Below are 17,780 nucleotides of genomic sequence, written 5' to 3'. Positions count from 1 at the left end.
CAGCGGCGCTGTTCTCCAGCATCTTCAGCGCGCGGAACGGAGGCGTTTGGCGGCTGTCGCCGCTGCGGGCCGCCAACCCTCCGCGTCTCCGCGCCTCCGCGTGAACCGAGTCTCTCTTCTTCGCGCCTTCGCGCCTTCGCGTGAACCTCATGCGTCCACCCGGCCCGCTGCGATCGCCTCGGCGAGGTCGAGCCGGCCATCATAGAGCGCGCGGCCCGAGATCACGCCCTCGATGCCGTCGCTCACGTGCTGGCGCAGCGCATGGATGTCGTGGATATCGGTGACGCCGCCGCTGGCGATCACCGGGATCGACACGGCGCGGGCGAGCGCCACCGTCGCCTCGACATTGCACCCCTTGAGCAGCCCGTCGCGGCCGACATCGGTGAAGAGGAGTGCGGCGACGCCGGCATCCTCGAAGCGGCGGGCGAGATCGACCACGCTCACGTCCGACACATCGGCCCAGCCATGCGTCGCGACCATGCCGTCGCGGGCGTCCACCGCGACCACGATCTGGCCGGGATGCGCGCGGGCGGCTTCGCGGACCAGCTCGGGGTTTTCCAGTGCAGCGGTGCCGATCACGACGCGGGTCACGCCCATGTCGAGCCAGCGGCGGATCGATTCGTGGTTCCGGATGCCGCCGCCGAGCTGCACCTTGGCAGGCGTCTTCGCCAGGATGTTGGCGACCGCGAGGCCGTTGACCGATTCGCCCGCGAACGCGCCGTCGAGGTCGACGACGTGCAGCCACTCGGCGCCCGCCTCCGCAAACAGCGCGGCCTGGGCGGCGGGGTCGTCGCCGTACACGGTGGCGCGCGCCATGTCGCCTTCGGCGAGGCGAACGACCTGGCCGGCCTTGAGATCGATGGCGGGGAAGATGTGCAGGGTCATTGCTTTTTCCAAACTGCCTCCCCCCTTGCGGGGGAGGCCGCGAGACTTGGGGAGCGAAGCGAGCCTAGTCGCAGCGGGAGAGGGGGAGCGCTTGCAGGGCAAGCGCGCGCGGCTACGCCGCGCTCACCCTCTCCAACCTTCGCTAGGCGCTGACGCGCCAAGCTACGGTATCCTCCCCCGTCAAGGGGGAGGAGGGGAATGGTTCTCACGGCCTCCACGCCAGGAACCGCTCCAGCAGCGCGATGCCGTAGCGCTGGCTCTTTTCCGGGTGGAATTGCAGGCCGACGATATTGTCGCGGCCGATCGCGGCAGTCACCGGGCCGCCATGTTCGGTGGTGGCGAGCACCGCCTCGCCGTCGAAGGCGAAGCTGTGGAGGAAATAGGCCTCGCCGCGCTCGATCAGCGGGTGGTCGACGGTGGGGACCACGTCGTTCCAGCCCATGTGCGGGACGCGCACATCGGGGCCGGTGGGCAGCTGGCGGACGGTGCCGGGGATCCAGCCGAGCCCGGCATGGCTACCCAGTTCTTCCCCGGTGGTCGCGAGCAGCTGCATGCCGACGCACACGCCGAGGAACGGCACCGCGTCGCGCAGTACGCGCGTCTCCAGCGCCTCGATCATGCCGGGCAGCGCGCGCAGGCCCGAGGCACAGGCACCGAACGCACCGACGCCGGGCAGCACCACCCGGTCGGCACTGCGCACCACCGCCGGGTCCGCCGTTACCGCGATGTCGGCAGCACCCGCCGCCTTCAGCGCATTGTGCACCGAGTGGAGGTTGCCCGCGCCGTAATCGATCAGCGCGACACTCACTGGCCAAGCGCCTCCAGCCCTGGCGCGAGGATGCTCGGGGCGACTTCGACAAAGTCGTATTCGGCGGCGCCGGCGGTGGCGAACGGATCGCCCGCGGCCCAGGTCTGCACCTCTTCGAGCGTGCCGCGCGCCATGAAGAAGCCGCCGGTCACCGGCAACTTGCGGCCGGCGACCAGAAGGCGGCCATCCGCCACGCCCTGCTTGAGCCAGTCGACATGCGCGGGGCGCAGTGCGTCGATCTGGGCGATGTCCACCTTGTAGGTCAGCAGCACGAGGATCATCACAGCACTCCCTTGGTCGACGGGATGGCATCTGCTTTGCGCGGGTCGATCTCCACCGCCTCGCGCAGCGCACGGGCCAGGCCCTTGAACGCGGCTTCGGCGATATGGTGGTTGTTGCTGCCGTACAGCGTCTCGACGTGCAGCGTCAGTCCCGCGGTCTGTGCGAAGCTGTGGAACCAATGCTCGAACATCTCGGTATCCATCTCGCCGAGCTTCTTCTGCGAGAATTCGGTTTTCCACACGAGATAGGGGCGGCCGGAAATGTCGATCGCGACGCGGGTCAGCGTCTCGTCCATCGGCGAGAGCGCGTCGGCATAGCGGCGGATGCCCTTCTTGTCGCCGAGCGCCTTGGCAATGGCTTCGCCGATCGCGAGGCCGGTATCCTCCACCGTGTGGTGCTGATCGATATGCAGGTCGCCCACCGTTTTCACGTCCATGTCGATCAGCGAGTGGCGGCTGAGCTGTTCGAGCATGTGATCGAAGAATCCGATGCCCGTATGGATGGTGTAGACGCCGGTGCCGTCGAGGTTGACGGTGACGTCGATCGAGGTTTCGCTGGTCTTCCGGCGGATCGTCGCGGTGCGCATGTCGCTGCACATAACGCGGCTAGCGGTGCATGCAATCTTGACCCCATTTTTTCAGCCGCTACCCAGAGGGGCATGACAGGGAATGTACCCGATAGTTTGATTCCGTACGACGAGATCGTGCAGGAAGCCCTGCGCGCCGTTGTCGGTCGCGTGCTTGGATCGGTAGCCGAATCCGGCGGGTTGCCCGGCGCGCACCATTTCTACATCACGTTCAAGACGCAGGCGCCGGGGGTGGACATCCCCCAGCGGCTGATGGAGCGCTTTCCCGACGAGATGACGATCGTCCTGCAGCATCGCTATTGGGACCTGACCGTCGATGCGAACAAGTTCTCGGTCGGCCTCAGCTTCAATCAGGTGCCGTCGATCCTGACGATTCCGTTTTCGGCGATCACCGGGTTCCACGATCCGGCGGTCAATTTCGAACTGCGCTTCCAGGCGCAGGAAGGCCCCGAGGGCCCCGAGCCCCACGAGCATGACGATGCCGAAAATGACGGCGGGCCGATCGCCAAGCCGGCGGACGACGGGTCGAACGTCGTGTCGGTGGATTTCAAGCGAAAGAAGTAAAGCCCGGCAGGCAGACCGGCGGCGGGGCCGCCAGCCTGTTTCGGGTATCAGAACGACAGGCGGGCGCGGCCCAGCACACGATTGCCCGAATGGCGGAGATCCGCATAGGGCGAGGCAGCCGCGCGATTGGTGTCGATATCGGTGCCGATATAATCGACGCCGAGCGTGAGTGCGCCGGTGGAATGCTCCACCCCGATCCGCCAATCGGTATAGTCCCCGGCCGGTCGCAGCCGCGCCGACCGCGCATCATCGTTGCTGCCGGTAGTGCGACCGACCGAGCCGAGGACGGTGAAGGGGGTGCTGGGAATACCAACCCGGGCGCCGGCATGGAGATAGAGGTTGTCGCCGCCGATCGGCCCCTGATCGGGGGCATAGGCCGCGCCGGCGTTGAGCTGCAGCGGCCCGAACGAGAAATTCCCGTCAGCACCCAGTTCGACATAGTCCATGTTCCGCGCCGCGCCGGTGAACACATGGCCCGTGACGAAGCCGCGCAGATTGAGCGCGCCGATGCCGAAGCGACGGCCCGCCTCCAGATCGAACACGGTGTCGGCGCCGGCGTGGCGGGCCGATTCCCGCGTCATCGCCACGCGGACGGACGCATCGAAACCGAGAATGCCGACCGACGCATCCCCGGAGGCGCTGAGCTGGTTTTCGCTCCAGCTCAGGCCCCGGCGGCTTTCATCCGTGGCAAGTTCGACACCGCCCGAGACATCGGGGACCAACTGGGCATGGGCCGCGGCCGGCGCGGTGAGCAGAAAGAGCGCCGCCGTCCAACGACGGCGCGAGTGCAAAGCAAAGATCATCCGTTCCTATCGTTTCCTAATCGGTCCAGTTCCGCGCGGAGGCCATCGGCATCCTGTTGCGCGAGGGCACGGATCTCGCCCTGCACGTCCGTCGTCGCGCGCGCAACGTCGCGGGCAATGGTATCGCGATTGGCGGTGCACCAGCCGGGACGGCTGCCCGAGGCTACCGCGTCGCGGCGCAGGCTGCGCTGAAGTACGGTGCCGGCGCTGTGCCGGGCACTGCGATCCAGCAGCAGATCCGCCTGCCATCGGCAGCGAAGGGTGGAGGGGCGGCCGCCTGGACCGGCGGTGCCGACTTGATCGTGACGGACGTCGATGCGCATCCGATAATCGGCGTGCACCGGTCCGGCATCGTGATCGATACGGATGCTGTGGGCGATCTCCGACACGGTCGGGGTCGCGGTGGTGGGGGTGCCGAGCAGCATCCCCAAAATCAATGGGATCATGGCTCTTCTCCTGCGGTTGTCCCGGCTGTTTCGCCGGTGACCCGATTTCTTTGCGCGTTGGGTTGCGGGAAACGCAAGTTACCAAGTGTTTCTGGCCGGTGAGTCGGTGCTTGGGTTTGCGGCAGCGGCTGCCTACATCGCGCGCAAACAAGCGGAGAAATGCAGTGACGGCCACGCGCACCGAAACCGACTCGATTGGCGCGATCGAGGTTCCAGCCGATGCCTATTGGGGCGCGCAGACCCAGCGATCGATCCAGAACTTTCCGTTCGGGCCCGAGGAGCGGATGCCGATCGGCATCGTCCATGCCCAGGCGATCGTGAAGCAGGCGGCGGCGCGGGTGAACGTCAAGCACGGGCTCGACCCCAAGATCGCCGAGGTGATCGACCAGGTCGCGCAGGAAGTGATCGACGGCAAGCTCGACGATCAGTTCCCGCTGGTGATCTGGCAGACCGGCAGCGGCACCCAGACCAACATGAACGTCAACGAGGTGATCGCCGGCCGCGCCAACGAGATCCTCACGGGAAATCGCGGCGGCAAGAGCCCGATCCACCCCAACGACCATGTCAACATGGCGCAGTCGTCGAACGACAGCTTCCCGACCGCGCTGCACATCGCCGCGGCGCGCGCCGTGACGCTCGACCTGTTCCCGGCGCTGGAGCGGCTGCACGCGTCGCTCGATCGCAAGGCGCGCGACTGGGACCACATCGTCAAGATCGGCCGCACCCATCTGCAGGACGCGACGCCGCTGACGCTGGGCCAGGAATTCTCGGGCTATGCGGCGATGCTCGAATCGGCGCGGGCGCGGTTTCACAGTGTGCTCGAACTCGACATCTTCAAGCTGGCGCTGGGCGGGACGGCGGTGGGCACCGGGCTCAATTCACCGCCGGGCTATGCGGACGACGTGGCGGCTGAGATCGCCAGGATCACCGGCCTGCCGTTCGTCTCGGCGCCCAACAAGTTCGAGATGCTGGCGACCAAGGACCAACTGGTGAACCTCTCCGGCGCCTGCAACACGCTGGCCGTCTCGCTCACCAAAATCGCCAACGACATCCGCTTGCTCGGCTCGGGTCCGCGATCGGGGCTGGGCGAGCTGGAGCTGCCCGCGAACGAGCCGGGCAGTTCGATCATGCCGGGCAAGGTCAATCCCACGCAGAGCGAGTCGCTGACGATGGTCGCGGCGCAGGTGATCGGCAACCACACCGCCGTCACCGTGGGCGGCATGCAGGGCCATTTCGAGCTCAACGTGTTCAAGCCGCTAATCGGCGCCAACGTCCTGCGCTCGGTCACGCTGATGGCGATCGGCATGACCAACTTCGCCGAGCGCGCGGTGGACGGCGCGGTGGCGAACGAGGCGCGGATCAAGGAACTGGTCGATCGCTCGTTGATGCTGGTCACCGCGCTGGCCCCGGCGATCGGCTACGACAATGCCGCAAAAATCGCCAAGAACGCGCATGAGAAGGGACTTACGCTAAAAGAATCGGGGCTGGCACTCGGGCTGGTCGACGCGGAGACCTTCGACGCGTTCGTCCGCCCCGAGACGATGATCGGCCGTTGAAGGACTGCGGAACGGCGGGACCGAAACGCCGTTGTTGCGGCGAAGGAGAAGACGATGATCGGCAAGTTGATTGCAGGCTGGATCGGCAGCAAGATCGACCGACGCGACGGCGAAGGCGGCGCCATGGGTGCCGCGGTCGGTGTCGCGACCTGGGAAGTCGCCAAGCGCGTGGTGCCGGCGGCATTCGTGCTGGGTGCGGGCGCGGTGGGCGCCGCCTATCTCAAGCGCAAGCTGACCACCGAGCACGGTCCCGATACGGGCCTCGGCGCGTAGGGCGGCGAACGGCACTCGGGCTTGACGGCCCGGGTGCCGCTACGCCAAAGGCCCGCATGGCCCATTCGCACCAGAACGACCCGCATGGATTCCATCGCCGCGGGGTTTTGTTTGTCCTTTCCTCGCCCTCGGGCGCGGGCAAGTCGACCATCGCCCGCAAGCTGCTCGCGGCCGAACCCGATCTCGCCGTCTCCGTCTCGGTAACGACGCGGGAGCCGCGCCCCGGCGAAGTGAACGGGGTCGACTATACGTTCGTCGATGTCGAGCGGTTCCGCGAGATGGTCTCGCAGCACCATTTCATCGAATGGGCGCACGTCTTCAAGCATCGCTACGGCACCCCCAAGGGGCCGGTGGATGCGGTGCTCGCCACCGGCCGCGACATGCTGTTCGACATCGACTGGCAGGGCGCGCAGCAGCTCCACCAGACGATGGGCGGCGACGTGGTCCGCGTGTTCATCCTGCCGCCGTCGATGGCGGAGCTGCATCGCCGCCTCGAAGGCCGCCAGACCGACACGCCCGAAGTGATCGCCCACCGCATGGCCCGCGCCTCCAACGAGGTGAGCCACTGGGACGGCTATGACTATGTCCTGGTCAACGACGATGCGGACAAGTGCTTCGAGGCGGTTCACACCATCCTCAAGGCCGAGCGGCTCAAGCGCTCGCGCCAGACCGGCCTGATCGGATTCATCCGCGGCCTGATGAAGCGCGGCGATCCGACCGGGGAATCCTCGGACGTCCTTTGAGGCGCTTCAGAGCAGGCTGAGGAACCGCGCCCCCGCGTCGAAATCGGCGCGGCGGACGTCGCGGGCACGGGTGGCGAGGTCATCCTCGCCCCATTGCTCGGCCTGCCAGTCCTCGTCGAGCTGGGCGGCGCGCCACACCGTCTCGCGGTCGGCGGCGCCTTCGAGCAGCGCCAGCGCGGCAACCAGCGAGCCGCTGATCGTCACCAGCGGGCTCAGTGCCGCCAGCCGGAACGGATCGAGCGCCGCCACCACCTCCTGCAGGCGCGCGATCGTCGCGGGCGGCTGGGGGCGGTGCATGATCCCGGCGGTAGTTTCGAAATGCACGTCGTAGCGGGTACGCGCCCAGTCGAGCAGCGGGTCCCATTGCGCGGCCTGGCGCTCGACCAGCGGCTCGGGCAGCTCGGCGCGGTAGCAGAGCAGGTCGCTCTCGCCATAGCGGGCGAGGTCCGCCGCGAAGGGGGCGGGGTTCGGCGCGACCTGATCGATCACGGCGTTGGCGAGACCGGTCAGCGGCATGGCGCGCGGATCGAGTTCCTCGCCGACGCTGCGCCATTCCTCCGCTACCGCCTCGGCCAGCTGCGGCGTCGGCAGCGTCAGCGCGGCGCGGGCAGGGGTGCGGACGGCGCGGCCATCGAGTTCGATCGCGCCGTCGGCGATCGATACGGTCTTCCAGAAACGTTTCATGCTTCGGGGGGTGTCCTCCAGCGGCGGGCGAGCATCCTGGGGATTGCCGCCATGACCCAGAACGAGGCGAGCATCAGCGCGATGCCGAGCATGGTCAGCTCGGTGGTCTTGGCGCGGCCCAAGATGAGCAGCGCCAGCACGGCGCCGGCCACGCCGGCGCAGTTGGCGCCCATCATCAGGAAATAGCGGTTGCGCGCTACGCGGTCTGCCTCGTTCACAGGGCCTCCAGATGCGCCGGAATCGCCGACGCATGCTCCACGACCCGCACCGCGCCGGCCGCGTGCAGATCATGGGGGGTGTGGTAGCCCCATGCAACACCCAAGGGGTGCGCGCGGGCGGCGACGGCCATCGCCATGTCGAAGCTGGTGTCGCCGATCATCACGGTGGTCTCCGGGCTCGCGCCTGCCTCGGCGATCGCGGTTTCGATCATGGACGGGTGCGGCTTGGAGGGGTGGCGGTCGGCGGTCTGCAGCGTGACGAAGCGGTGGCGGAGCCCATGCGCCTCCAGCACGCGGATCAGGCCGCGATCGGACTTGCCGGTGGCGACGCCGAGCAGCCAGCCATTCGCGTCGAGCGTCTCGACCGCCTCGAGGATGCCGTCGTAGAGCGGCTCGTCCTCGATATGGCCGGAGGTCCGCAGCGCGAAGTAGGCGCGCTTATATTCCTCGGCGAGGTGGCGGTGGAGATCGTCCTCCGCCTCCGGCAGCAGTTGGGCGATTGCCTCGATCAGGCTCAGGCCGACGATGCGGCGGATCGCATCGCGGGCCGGGGGCTCGAGCTTCTGGCCGGCGAAGCAATGCTCCATGGCGAGGCAGATGCTCGCCTGGCTGTCGACCAGGGTACCGTCGCAATCGAACAAGGCGAGGCGGTTCATGCGACCCCGATCCTCCCCCGGAGGGGGAGGGGGACCGCCGCCGCAGGCGGTGGTGGAGGGGTGTCCCCGGTGGTGACGGAGGCGCGCGCCATCAGCGTCGACACCCCTCCGTCAGCCCTGCGGGCTGCCACCTCCCCTTGCAGGGGAGGATCTTGGGCAGCATCACTTCTTCGCCCCACGACCCCGCCGTTCGCCGCGGCGTTCCTTGCGGTAGGTCTTGGCGTGCGCCTTGGCCTTTTGCTTGAGCAGCTCCTTGCTCATCGGCGGGGGACCGTCGTCGATCTCCAGTGCATTGCCCACCGCCAGGTCGAAGCCGAGCGTGTGCATCGATTCGGCGAAGTGGTGCGGCAGCTCGGCGCGGACGTCGATCCGGCCGCCATCGGGATGGTCGATGCGGATGCGGCGGGCATGGAGGTGCATCTTGCGGCTGATGCCACCGGTGAGGAACGCCTCCTGCAGCCCGTACTTGCCGTCACCGACGATCGGGTGGCCGATTGCCGCCATGTGGACGCGCAGCTGGTGGGTGCGGCCGGTGAAGGGCTGGAGCTCCACCCAGGCGCAGCGATTGCCGGCCTGCTCGATCACCCGGTAGCGGGTGCGGGCGGGCTGGCCCTCTTCGGTGTCGACCTGCATCTTCTCGCCGCCGGTGCCCGGCTGCTTGCCGATCGGCAGCTCGATGAAGCCGTCCTCGATCTCCGGCACGCCCATCACCAGCGCCCAGTAGATCTTCCGCGCCGTGCGGCTGGAAAAGCTCTTCGAGAAGAACGCCGCCGCCCGCGCCGAACGGGCAATCAGCAGCGCGCCCGAAGTATCCTTGTCCAGTCGGTGAACCAGCTTGGGCCGGCCTTCCGCCTCGAACTGCAGCGCGTCGAGCAGGCCGTCGACATGCTCGAACGTCTTGGTGCCGCCCTGGGTCGCGAGGCCCGGCGGCTTGTTGAGCACGATCGCCGAGGCGTCGCGATGGATCACCATGGACTGCGCCAGCTCGACCTGCTCGTCGCTGAGCGGCGGACGGTTCGACTTGGGCCGCGCCGCGGCGGCGGGCTTGGCCGGCTCGGCCGGGGGGACGCGGATCGTCTGGCCCTCGGCGATGCGGTCGCCCGGCTGGGCCCGTGCACCGTCGACGCGGAGCTGGCCGGTTCGCGCCCAGCGCGAGACGAGGTTGAAGCTCACGTCGGGCAGATGCCGCTTGAACCAGCGGTCGAGCCGGATGCCGTCATCGTCCAGGCCGACGACGAACTGGCGGACGTCGTTCTCGCCGCCGCTCATGCCGTCACCGCCCGCGCAAGGATCATGCCGATGGCGACCGCGCCGATCGCGCCGACCACCGAGGCGAGGACATAGCCGAGCGCCACGCCCAGATCGCCGCGCTGGATCATCGCGAAAGTCTCCAGCGAGAAGGAGGAGAAGGTGGTGAAGCCGCCGAGCACGCCGACGCCGAGCAGCAGCCGGGCTTGTTCAGCCTGCTGGCCGAAGCGCAGGAGGCCGGCAGCCAGCGCGCCCATCAGGAAGCCGCCGATAATGTTCGCCGCCAATGTGCCCCAGGGGAAGGCAGGGCCGAGCAAGGCAACGCCTAAGCGGCCAACGCCGTAGCGGGCCGCGGAGCCGATGGCCCCGCCGAGCATCACGAGAAAAAGATTGGGCATGCTGCGCCCCTAGCGCGAATCGGGGCAAAGGGGAACCTCGGGAAGGCAGCGCTATTGCGGGGCGGATGTGGGGCTGGAAAGGCGGGCGGCAAGCGGCTGGCCCTCCACCAGTGGGGGGGATGCCTGCCAGCACGGTTTCAGGCTGTTGCTGGCAGCATGCCACCAGCGCGCATAGTCGCCCTCTTCCTGGCTTATGCTGAGCGGCGTACCGTAACCAGCTTGCCTGGTGTTGCTTCGCACCGTGACTGTGGCGGAATCGGAGACGAACATCGTTTCACCCGGCGGGAGGAAGCGCACCGGGGGCAGGTCCCATAGGGTGGTCATCGCCGTCGTCAGCGCCTTGCACCGCGCACTGTCGATCCAGTCATGCACTTGGGTGTCGGCTGCGGCGCACTTGCCGCTCGCATCCTTGGCGCCGCACCAGTTGCGATCACGCCGGATCCGCTCGGCGAGCCAGCGGGCGCTGCCCGCGCCCTGCGGCACACGCCCGATAATCACCTTCTCGTCGACGAAAACGCCGAGACCGCCGCCGACATTCGTGACCGTATATTCGGGGTTGAGCATGCGCGCGTCCTGACCGGCAGCTCCGAGCATCAGCAGCAATAGCGGACTGGACAACGGCACCATGTAAGACCTCGGCATGCAAGACCTCCGCCGCCGATAGGGCTGACCGGCGCGGACCCTATCATTCCCGATCGCAAACAGCGAGCGTGCATGTCGATTCCTAGTGTACTGCCTTGATAATACAGTTTTGCCGCCCCAAATCCCGTCCATGTTCAACGCACTCTCGCTGCTGATCGGGCTGGTGGCGCTGCCCTTTGCGCTGGTGGGGATCATCCCGTTCCCCTTCGTGCCGCTGGTCAACTGGATCGCGTTCCCGATCGCGCTTACCGGCACGGTGGTGGGAATGCTGTCGCGCGGGGCGGCGGGGCGGAACCTCAACCTGCTGATCCTGATCATCAGCGGCGCGCGGCTGATGCTGACCGGCGGGTTCATCTAATCGCTGCCCGCGTTGGGTCGATCTGCTGACCCACACACCGTCATCCCGGCGGAGGCCGGGATCCATTATCCACCCGCTCTTGCCGAGTTGGAGCGCCAAGGGGCCCGGCGAACCGGACCCCTTTTCGTGCTTGCCGTCAGGCCTCAGCGGCAGCGGACGTTGCCGCGATCGACCGAGTGACCGAGCGCGCCGCCAGCCGCTGCACCGAGGAGCGTGCCGAGCGTCGCATTCCCGCCCGAGGACAGCGCGTTGCCCAACAGGCCGCCGGCGACGCCGCCGACGATCAGGCCCGTCGTGCCGTCGTTGCGGCGGCAATAATAGCGGCCGTCATTGCCGCGATAGATGCGGTCGTTCCGGCCCAGGCGGCGCTCCTGATAATAACGGCCGTCGCGATAATAGCGGTCGGCATAATAGCGGCGCTCGCCGGCGGGCAGGCGGTTATAGTCGTAATTGCGATAGCGGCGCCAATCGCGCTGCCACTGGCGGTTATCCGCCCGCGACGCCTGACGAATGTCCTGGCGGCAATCGCGAAGCTCGCGCCGATATTCGCCGCGGCTATCCGCGTGCCGCAGATCGCGGCGGCAATCCTGGCGGGCATCGCGTTCGCGCGGGCCCTGCGCCATGGCGGGCACCGCAGTCACCGTCAGCGCCGCCGCAGCGGCAACGAACAACATGCGCATCGGAACATTTCCTTTTCGTTATCGATGCGTGTCGAACGTGCCGGAGCGGCGGCAAGTTGCGTGAACAGGAAACTACTTGCGGTTCACTGTGCGTCCATCGCCGCGACGCGGGTGTCGCCCGGGTATGCGAACAGCAGATCGCTGCCCATTTCGGCGTGCAGCTCGACATGGCCTTCGAGCGTCAGACACTCGCCCGCCTTGAAGGCCACGCCGTCGACCACGCCCTCGCCCTTGACCGGAATCAACCAGCCGGTGTTGCCTTCCGGCAGATCGAAGCGGCGGTGCCCGCCTTCCCAGCGCTCAAGCACGAATTTCGGCCCTTCAACCAGGATCGTACGGTTCGGTGCCACCGCGCCCGGCATCGGATGCGGCACGAACGGCACGGGATCGGAAACCGCGATGCCCGCATCGAGATGTAATTCGCGCGGGCGGCCGTAATCATAGAGGCGGTAGGTGGTCTCGCTATTCTGCTGCACTTCGATCAGCGTGATGCCCGCGCCGATCGCGTGGACGGTGCCCGAGGCGGAGTAGAAGAAATCGCCGGCCTTCACCGGCTTCCAGTCGAGCATGTCCTCGATCGAGCCGTCGAGCGCCCCGGCGCGCAGTTCCTCGCGGCTATAGGGCTGCTTGGTGCCGAGCGCGATCGTCGAATCGGGTTCGGCGTCGAGGATGATCCAGCATTCGTCCTTGCCGCGCGGCAGGCCGACGGCCTGGGCCTGCTCGTCGTTCGGGTGCACCTGGACCGACAGTTTCTCGCTGGTGAACAGATATTTGATGAGCAGATCCGGCGTCGAATTGCCCGGCGTCTGGAACCACACCTCGCCGACCGGTTCGCCATCGGCGGCAGGATCGGCAAAGCCCGGATAGAGGGTATGGCGGCCCCAGGGTTTTTCGACGCGGTGGGTGGCGAGAAGCGTGGCGGGCACGAGAAGATTCCCTTCGGTGAACGGTACGGAAGCGCGAGCGCATGTGGCGCGAAGCGGGTTCCGCCGCAATCCCGCCCCGAAAAGGATTGTTTGCAGCCATGGCCCCGGTCTAAGAACCCCGCCATATGCGTAGTCCTCTGCCTCGCGCGCTTGCGTTCGCGCTTCTCCCGGTGTTCGCCCTCTCCGCCGCCGGCTGTGCCAAGCGCAGCGGGGTGAAGGACCTCCCCTATGTCGCCCGCGACGTCGGCACGCTGTACAGCACCGCCAAGCAGAAGCTGGATCAGCACCAGTACAAGCTTGCCGCCGCGCTGTTCGACGAAGTCGAGCGCCAGCACCCCTATTCGGTGTGGGCGCGGCGCGCGCAGCTGATGGGCGCGTTCAGCTATTACCTGAACCGCGACTATCCCGAGGCGATCGCGTCGGCGCAGCGCTTCCTGGCGGTACACCCCGGCAACCGCGACGCGCCCTATGCCTATTACCTTGTCGGCATTTCCTATTACGAGCAGATCAGCGACGTCACCCGCGATCAGAAGATCACCCAGCAGGCGCTCGATTCGCTGGGCGAACTGATTCGCCGGTACCCCAACTCCAAATACGCGGCCGACGCCCGCCTGAAGCTGGACCTGGTGCGCGATCACCTGGCCGGCAAGGAAATGGAAGTCGGCCGTTTCTACGAAGTGCGCGGCCAATGGCTGGCGGCAGTGCTGCGCTTCCGCGCGGTGGTGGACAATTACCAGATGACCACCCATGTGCCCGAGGCGCTGATGCGCTTGACCGAGGCCTATCTGGCGCTGGGTGTGCCGGAGGAAGCCAAGAAGGCGGCAGCGGTGCTCGGTGCCAATTATCCCGGCACTGACTGGTACAAGCACGCCTATGAGTTGATGCAGGACAATCAGGACAAGGTGGCGGCGGCGGCCAAGCCGAGCCCGCCGGCGAAGCCGAAGAGCTAAAACCACTTCCGTTCTACTCCTGTTCCTGCGATAGGGGGCCCCGATGCTGACCGCGCTATCCATTCGCGACGTGGTGTTGATCGAGGCGTTGGACCTGGAGTTCGGCGAAGGGCTTGGCGTGCTGACCGGGGAAACCGGCGCGGGCAAGTCTATCCTGCTCGACGCATTGGGGCTGGCGCTGGGCGCGCGCGCCGATAGCGGGCTGGTCCGCAGCGGTGCGGGGCAGGCGGTGGTGGGGGCGAGCTTCGTGCCCCCCGCTGCCGATGGCGCGATCGCCAATCTTTTCGCGCAGAACGGCATGGAGCTGGAACCTGGCGAGCCGCTGCTGATTCGGCGGCTAGTGAAGGCCGATGGCGGCAGCCGCGCCTTCGTCAACGACCAGCCCGCTTCGGCGGGCTTCCTCCGTGAGCTGGCGCCCCACCTCGTCGAAATCCATGGCCAGCACGACGATCGCGGCCTGCTCAACCCGCGGGGGCACCGGTTGCTGCTCGACGCCTTCGGGCGCTGCGATGTGGGGCCGGTTGCGATCGCCCACCGCGCCTGGCGTGCAGCCGAGGATGCGCTGGCGGTGGCGCGCGCCGAGCAGGACAGTGCAGAGCGCGACCGTGAATGGCTGGAACATGCCGTTACCGAGCTTTCGGCGCTTGCCCCCGAGGAGGGCGAGGAGGAGCGACTCGCCGAGCGGCGCGCGACGATGCAGCGCGGCGAGAAGATCGCGACCGACCTGCAGGGCATCGCCGAGCTGCTGGAAGGATCGGATGGCGGGCTTGCCCGGCTGCGGCAGGCGGCGCGCATTCTGGAACGGGTGTCCGACGATCACGCGGCGCTGGGCGAGGCGCTGGCGGCGATCGACCGTGCGATCACCGAAGGCAGCGAGGCGCAGGCGCAGGTGGACGCCGCCGCCGAGGCGCTCGCCTTCGATCCCGCCGCGCTGGAGGCGGACGAGGCGCGACTGTTCGAATTGCGCGCCGTCGCGCGCAAGCACCGCGTGCAGCCGGACGACCTGCCGGCGCTGCTGGCGGAGCTTTCCGGTCGCCTCGATCGGGTGACCAGCGGCGGTGCGGGCATCGCCCGGCTGGAAAAGGCCGCGGCCGAAGCGCACGCGAGCTATCGCGAGGCGGCACGGACCCTTTCCGCCATGCGCACGCTGGCGGCGGCGCGGCTCGATGCGGCGGTGGCGGCGGAACTCAAGCCGCTCAAGCTGGATGCCGCCCGTTTCCGCACGGTGGTGGAGCCGCTCGACGAGAACCAGTGGAGCGCAGCCGGCATGGACCGGGTGGAGTTCGAGGTCTCGACCAATCCCGGTGCGCCGTTCGCTCCCTTGATGAAGATCGCCAGCGGCGGCGAATTGTCGCGCTTCATCCTGGCGATGAAGGTAGCGCTGGCCGAGGAAGGCGGCGCGCGCACGCTGATCTTCGACGAGATCGATCGCGGCGTCGGCGGTGCCGTGGCCGATGCGATCGGCGAGCGGCTGGCGCGACTGGCCCAGGGCTCGCAGTTGCTGGTGGTGACGCACAGCCCGCAGGTGGCGGCGCGCGGGGCGCGGCATCTGCTGATCGCCAAGCGCCATGACGGCATCGTCACCCGCACCGGCGTGACCCCGCTCACCCCCGAGCAACGCCGCGAGGAAATCGCGCGGATGCTGTCGGGGGCGGAGATAACCCCCGAAGCGCGGGCCCAGGCAGAGCGGCTGCTGGCGGCCTGAAGCTGAACAAACCTATCCGACTTGCGACAAATCGTGACGGAAAAGGCCGAGGTGCGGGACAAGCGCGCGACACTGCCGTTCCACAACGGCGCTAGACCGCAGGGGCGGTCCAGTAGAGGAGTTGTCACGATGAAGAAGTTCATGCTGCTGATCGCAGGTATTGGCGTTGCCGCTGCCGCCGTTCCCGCGTCTGCCGCGCCGACGTTCCAGGGGGGCTGGCAGAACATCAATGCCCGCCAGGACCGCATCGAACGGCGGATCAATCAGGGCATCCGCTCGGGTGCGCTCAGCCGCCGCGAGGCGACGCAGATCCGCAACGAATATCGTGGCCTGGTGCGGCTGGAGGCGCGCTATCGGGCCTCGCGTCCCGGCCTGACCCAGGGGGAGCGCCGGGACCTCGACCGCCGCTACGACATGCTGTCGGCCAAGATCCGCTTCGAGAAGCATGACGGCAATCGCCACCGCCGCTGATCGATCCGACGATGCGTAGATCCGGGCCTCGCCAGCATCTGGCGGGGCCCGTTTTCATTTGGGCAATATCGCCTCAGGCGTCAGCCTTGGGCGGTGACCGGCGCGTGCGGGGCTTGGCGGCGGCGTCGCTGGGCTTGCGGACCCGGCGCGGCGGCGCCTTTGCGGCGGCGGTGGTGGTGGAAGGGGGGGCGGGTGTCGCGACCTGCGGGCTAGCGGCTGTCACCTTGGGCTTGCGGACACGCTTGACCACGGGTTTGGCGGTTGCGGCCGGCTTGCGGACGCGCTTCACGGCGGGCCTGGCGGTTTCTACCGCTGCCGGTGCCGCTGCCACGGGTTCGGGCGTGGCGGGTGGGGGCGCCGCGGCGGGTTCGGCCTTGGCGGGTTCACCCTTGATCCGGTTGGCCAGCGCGACCAGCCCAGCGGCGATCAGATCGGCGATCACCGGGTGCTTGGCCAGCGCCGTCAACTGGCGGCGCGCTTCCTTGGGAAGCTTGATCCCATCGACGACCTTCGGAAGGATCGAGGGGCTCTTGCCGTTCTTCTCGGTCTTCTTTTCTTTCTTGCCAGCCATGGCGCGCCTCCGCTTCGGATCAAGGTGCAAGCCTCTGCCAAGCGAATCGCGCTGTCAATGCTGGGTCAACGAGGGTTCTTCCCAGTCGAAGATGATTTCCAGATCGTGATCCTCGACGCTGCCGACGCCGCGGCGGAGCCGTCGCGGCGGCAGGGCGGTCGCGCTGCGGCGACGGATCGGTGCACGATAGGGCTTGGGCTTCTGCACGGCAGGCACTCCTAATGGTCCCCACGCGATACCGAATAATGGTCCCCACGCGATACCGAACCCTGCACGTTCCTTCAGGTTCCCCCGTCGGCCCGGCAGCGGGCCGACGGAGGCATTTCGGGCCGGATCAGCGGCAGCGGCGATCGCCGTCACGTTCGATGGCGCGCCCGGCAAGCGCACCCGCCACGCCGCCGAGCACGGTGCCCATGGTGCGATCGCCATCGGTATCGATGGTGCGACCGAGCAGCGCGCCGCCGACTGCACCGACGACCAGACCGGTGGTGCCATCCGGCTTGCGGCAATAGCGCCGGCCATCGCGGCCGCGCCATTCGCGATATTCGTAGCGGCGGTGATCGTCGCGGTAGCGCTCACGATCCCGGTAATAGCGATCCTGGGCGACGGGCTTGGCTTCGGCCTGGGTGGACGGAAGCACCGTCGCGGCGGGAATGGCCAGCGCCGCAGCGCTGAGCGAAAGAAGCAGAGTACGCATATCAAACTCCCCGATGTGCGGTAGATGAAATCAACGTTTCGGGTTTACGACATGTTGCATGAACCTGAGACGACATGGTGTTCAGGCAGGAGGCAGAGACAGTGACCGAAGCGCGCGCCCTGATCGACCGGCTGGGCCTGGCGCCGCACCCCGAAGGCGGCTGGTTTCGCGAGACGTGGCGGGCAGTTGGCAAGGATGGCGGGCGATCGGCCGGGACCGCCATCTGGTTCCTGCTGGAGGCCGGCCAGCGATCGCACTGGCATCGGGTGGATGCCGACGAACTGTGGCTGTGGCACGCCGGATCGCCGCTGGAGGTGCGGATCGGTGATGCCGCCGACCGGGACGTTACCGCCCACCTGCTGGGCGGCGACGTGCTGGCGGGGCAGACTCCGCAGATCCGCGTGCCGGCGGGGCGGTGGCAGGCGACCGAGGCGCGGCAGGGCTGGGGGCTGGTGAGCTGCGTGGTGGTGCCGGGGTTCGACTTTGCCGGGTTCGAGCTGGCGCCGCCGGGCTGGTCGCCGCCGGGCGGATGAAGCGGGGTTATCCCCGTTATCCACAGTTCTAACAGCCTGGTGCGGTGGGTTTCCGCTTGGTGCGACTCGGCTTCGGTGCGACCCTTCAAGGCACAGG

26 protein-coding genes are annotated in these 17,780 nt (G+C 67.8%); 9 read left to right on the top strand and 17 right to left on the bottom strand.

Going from position 1 to position 17,780, the window contains the following annotated elements; all coding sequences use genetic code 11:
* Nucleotides 1-147: 147 nt before the first annotated feature.
* The 4 genes from hisA to hisB all read right to left on the bottom strand — a co-directional run bounded on the left by hisA (nt 148) and on the right by hisB (nt 2,561).
* Nucleotides 148-885 (bottom strand): 1-(5-phosphoribosyl)-5-[(5-phosphoribosylamino)methylideneamino]imidazole-4-carboxamide isomerase, encoded by a 738-nt coding sequence (hisA, locus tag DD559_RS11050; protein WP_116469217.1) that lies wholly within the window; start codon nt 883-885, stop codon nt 148-150.
* A gap of 205 nt (nt 886-1,090) precedes the next feature.
* Entirely contained in the window at nt 1,091-1,693 is a 603-nt protein-coding gene (gene hisH, locus DD559_RS11045) for an imidazole glycerol phosphate synthase subunit HisH (RefSeq protein ID WP_116469216.1), read from the bottom strand.
* Nucleotides 1,690-1,974, bottom strand: coding sequence for a YciI family protein (locus DD559_RS11040; RefSeq protein WP_116469215.1), 285 nt, complete (start codon nt 1,972-1,974; stop codon nt 1,690-1,692). Before DD559_RS11040 ends, hisH begins: the two co-directional genes overlap by 4 nt.
* Nucleotides 1,974-2,561 (bottom strand): imidazoleglycerol-phosphate dehydratase HisB, encoded by a 588-nt coding sequence (gene hisB, locus DD559_RS11035; RefSeq protein ID WP_116470859.1) that lies wholly within the window; start codon nt 2,559-2,561, stop codon nt 1,974-1,976. The genes DD559_RS11040 and hisB overlap by 1 nt, the downstream gene beginning before the upstream one ends.
* Nucleotides 2,562-2,633: 72 nt before the next feature.
* On the opposite strand from hisB, the gene DD559_RS11030 reads away from it, so the two are divergent.
* Nucleotides 2,634-3,125, top strand: a complete 492-nt coding sequence (locus tag DD559_RS11030) for an SspB family protein (RefSeq protein WP_116469214.1) — start codon at nt 2,634-2,636, stop codon at nt 3,123-3,125.
* 47 nt (nt 3,126-3,172) lie between these two features.
* On the opposite strand, the gene DD559_RS11025 is transcribed toward DD559_RS11030, so the two are convergent.
* Nucleotides 3,173-3,928, bottom strand: coding sequence for a TorF family putative porin (locus DD559_RS11025; RefSeq protein WP_116469213.1), 756 nt, complete (start codon nt 3,926-3,928; stop codon nt 3,173-3,175).
* Nucleotides 3,925-4,374: a hypothetical protein gene (locus DD559_RS11020; protein ID WP_165831076.1), complete on the bottom strand. Its 450-nt coding sequence runs from the start codon at nt 4,372-4,374 to the stop codon at nt 3,925-3,927. Before DD559_RS11020 ends, DD559_RS11025 begins: the two co-directional genes overlap by 4 nt.
* A gap of 164 nt (nt 4,375-4,538) precedes the next feature.
* On the opposite strand from DD559_RS11020, the gene fumC reads away from it, so the two are divergent.
* From fumC to gmk, 3 genes are read left to right on the top strand one after another with little or no spacing between them, the layout of a single operon-like run.
* On the top strand, nt 4,539-5,930 hold the full coding sequence (gene fumC / locus DD559_RS11015; RefSeq protein WP_116469211.1) for a class II fumarate hydratase: 1,392 nt from the start codon (nt 4,539-4,541) through the stop codon (nt 5,928-5,930).
* Between the two features lie 54 nt (nt 5,931-5,984).
* Complete coding sequence (locus DD559_RS11010; protein WP_116469210.1) at nt 5,985-6,203, top strand: hypothetical protein; 219 nt, start codon at nt 5,985-5,987, stop codon at nt 6,201-6,203.
* A gap of 56 nt (nt 6,204-6,259) precedes the next feature.
* Nucleotides 6,260-6,946 (top strand): guanylate kinase, encoded by a 687-nt coding sequence (gene gmk / locus DD559_RS11005; protein WP_116469209.1) that lies wholly within the window; start codon nt 6,260-6,262, stop codon nt 6,944-6,946.
* A gap of 6 nt (nt 6,947-6,952) precedes the next feature.
* Here gmk and DD559_RS11000 read toward each other — a convergent pair whose 3' ends face one another.
* The 6 genes from DD559_RS11000 to DD559_RS10975 form a co-directional block, all read right to left on the bottom strand.
* Nucleotides 6,953-7,630 carry an ATP12 family chaperone protein gene (locus tag DD559_RS11000; protein WP_116469208.1) on the bottom strand — a complete coding sequence of 226 codons (678 nt, stop codon included), beginning with the start codon at nt 7,628-7,630 and terminating at the stop codon, nt 6,953-6,955.
* The gene (locus DD559_RS10995) at nt 7,627-7,848 is read right to left on the bottom strand and encodes a hypothetical protein (RefSeq protein WP_116469207.1); all 222 of its coding nucleotides are present in this window, start codon (nt 7,846-7,848) and stop codon (nt 7,627-7,629) included. Before DD559_RS10995 ends, DD559_RS11000 begins: the two co-directional genes overlap by 4 nt.
* Nucleotides 7,845-8,504 carry an HAD-IA family hydrolase gene (locus DD559_RS10990; protein ID WP_116469206.1) on the bottom strand — a complete coding sequence of 220 codons (660 nt, stop codon included), beginning with the start codon at nt 8,502-8,504 and terminating at the stop codon, nt 7,845-7,847. The genes DD559_RS10995 and DD559_RS10990 overlap by 4 nt, the downstream gene beginning before the upstream one ends.
* A gap of 162 nt (nt 8,505-8,666) precedes the next feature.
* Nucleotides 8,667-9,773 (bottom strand): RluA family pseudouridine synthase, encoded by a 1,107-nt coding sequence (locus DD559_RS10985; RefSeq protein WP_116469205.1) that lies wholly within the window; start codon nt 9,771-9,773, stop codon nt 8,667-8,669.
* Nucleotides 9,770-10,150, bottom strand: a complete 381-nt coding sequence (gene crcB, locus DD559_RS10980; protein ID WP_116469204.1) for a fluoride efflux transporter CrcB — start codon at nt 10,148-10,150, stop codon at nt 9,770-9,772. Before crcB ends, DD559_RS10985 begins: the two co-directional genes overlap by 4 nt.
* Nucleotides 10,151-10,201: 51 nt before the next feature.
* Entirely contained in the window at nt 10,202-10,777 is a 576-nt protein-coding gene (locus tag DD559_RS10975) for a hypothetical protein (protein WP_133243813.1), read from the bottom strand.
* A 145-nt stretch (nt 10,778-10,922) separates the two neighbouring features.
* Here DD559_RS10975 and DD559_RS10970 point away from each other — a divergent pair, with 145 nt between their 5' ends.
* Nucleotides 10,923-11,150 carry a hypothetical protein gene (locus tag DD559_RS10970; RefSeq protein ID WP_116469202.1) on the top strand — a complete coding sequence of 76 codons (228 nt, stop codon included), beginning with the start codon at nt 10,923-10,925 and terminating at the stop codon, nt 11,148-11,150.
* Between the two features lie 143 nt (nt 11,151-11,293).
* On the opposite strand, the gene DD559_RS10965 is transcribed toward DD559_RS10970, so the two are convergent.
* Nucleotides 11,294-11,830 carry a glycine zipper 2TM domain-containing protein gene (locus tag DD559_RS10965; RefSeq protein WP_116469201.1) on the bottom strand — a complete coding sequence of 179 codons (537 nt, stop codon included), beginning with the start codon at nt 11,828-11,830 and terminating at the stop codon, nt 11,294-11,296.
* Between the two features lie 83 nt (nt 11,831-11,913).
* Nucleotides 11,914-12,756, bottom strand: a complete 843-nt coding sequence (locus DD559_RS10960; protein WP_116469200.1) for a class I mannose-6-phosphate isomerase — start codon at nt 12,754-12,756, stop codon at nt 11,914-11,916.
* 125 nt (nt 12,757-12,881) lie between these two features.
* Between DD559_RS10960 and DD559_RS10955 the strand changes: the two genes are divergently transcribed.
* The 3 genes from DD559_RS10955 (at nt 12,882) to DD559_RS10945 (ending at nt 15,882) form a co-directional block, all read left to right on the top strand.
* A complete protein-coding gene (locus tag DD559_RS10955) occupies nt 12,882-13,706 on the top strand; it encodes an outer membrane protein assembly factor BamD (protein ID WP_116469199.1) in 825 nt (274 codons plus the stop codon).
* 43 nt (nt 13,707-13,749) lie between these two features.
* On the top strand, nt 13,750-15,411 hold the full coding sequence (recN, locus tag DD559_RS10950; RefSeq protein WP_116469198.1) for a DNA repair protein RecN: 1,662 nt from the start codon (nt 13,750-13,752) through the stop codon (nt 15,409-15,411).
* A gap of 129 nt (nt 15,412-15,540) precedes the next feature.
* The gene (locus DD559_RS10945) at nt 15,541-15,882 is read left to right on the top strand and encodes a hypothetical protein (protein ID WP_116469197.1); all 342 of its coding nucleotides are present in this window, start codon (nt 15,541-15,543) and stop codon (nt 15,880-15,882) included.
* Nucleotides 15,883-15,955: 73 nt separating this feature from the next.
* Here DD559_RS10945 and DD559_RS10940 read toward each other — a convergent pair whose 3' ends face one another.
* The 3 genes from DD559_RS10940 to DD559_RS10935 form a co-directional block, all read right to left on the bottom strand.
* Nucleotides 15,956-16,453 carry a hypothetical protein gene (locus DD559_RS10940; protein WP_116469196.1) on the bottom strand — a complete coding sequence of 166 codons (498 nt, stop codon included), beginning with the start codon at nt 16,451-16,453 and terminating at the stop codon, nt 15,956-15,958.
* A 54-nt stretch (nt 16,454-16,507) separates the two neighbouring features.
* Entirely contained in the window at nt 16,508-16,660 is a 153-nt protein-coding gene (locus tag DD559_RS19815) for a hypothetical protein (RefSeq protein WP_165831075.1), read from the bottom strand.
* A 127-nt stretch (nt 16,661-16,787) separates the two neighbouring features.
* Nucleotides 16,788-17,150, bottom strand: a complete 363-nt coding sequence (locus tag DD559_RS10935; protein WP_116469195.1) for a glycine zipper 2TM domain-containing protein — start codon at nt 17,148-17,150, stop codon at nt 16,788-16,790.
* Between the two features lie 101 nt (nt 17,151-17,251).
* Between DD559_RS10935 and DD559_RS10930 the strand changes: the two genes are divergently transcribed.
* Nucleotides 17,252-17,683 (top strand): cupin domain-containing protein, encoded by a 432-nt coding sequence (locus DD559_RS10930; RefSeq protein WP_240610214.1) that lies wholly within the window; start codon nt 17,252-17,254, stop codon nt 17,681-17,683.
* The last annotated feature ends 97 nt before the right edge of the window (nt 17,684-17,780 follow it).

The sequence above is a fragment of the Sphingomonas pokkalii genome (genome assembly GCF_003096275.1).
Taxonomy (GTDB): domain Bacteria; phylum Pseudomonadota; class Alphaproteobacteria; order Sphingomonadales; family Sphingomonadaceae; genus Sphingomonas; species Sphingomonas pokkalii.
This window is presented reverse-complemented; position numbering and strand designations above follow the sequence as displayed.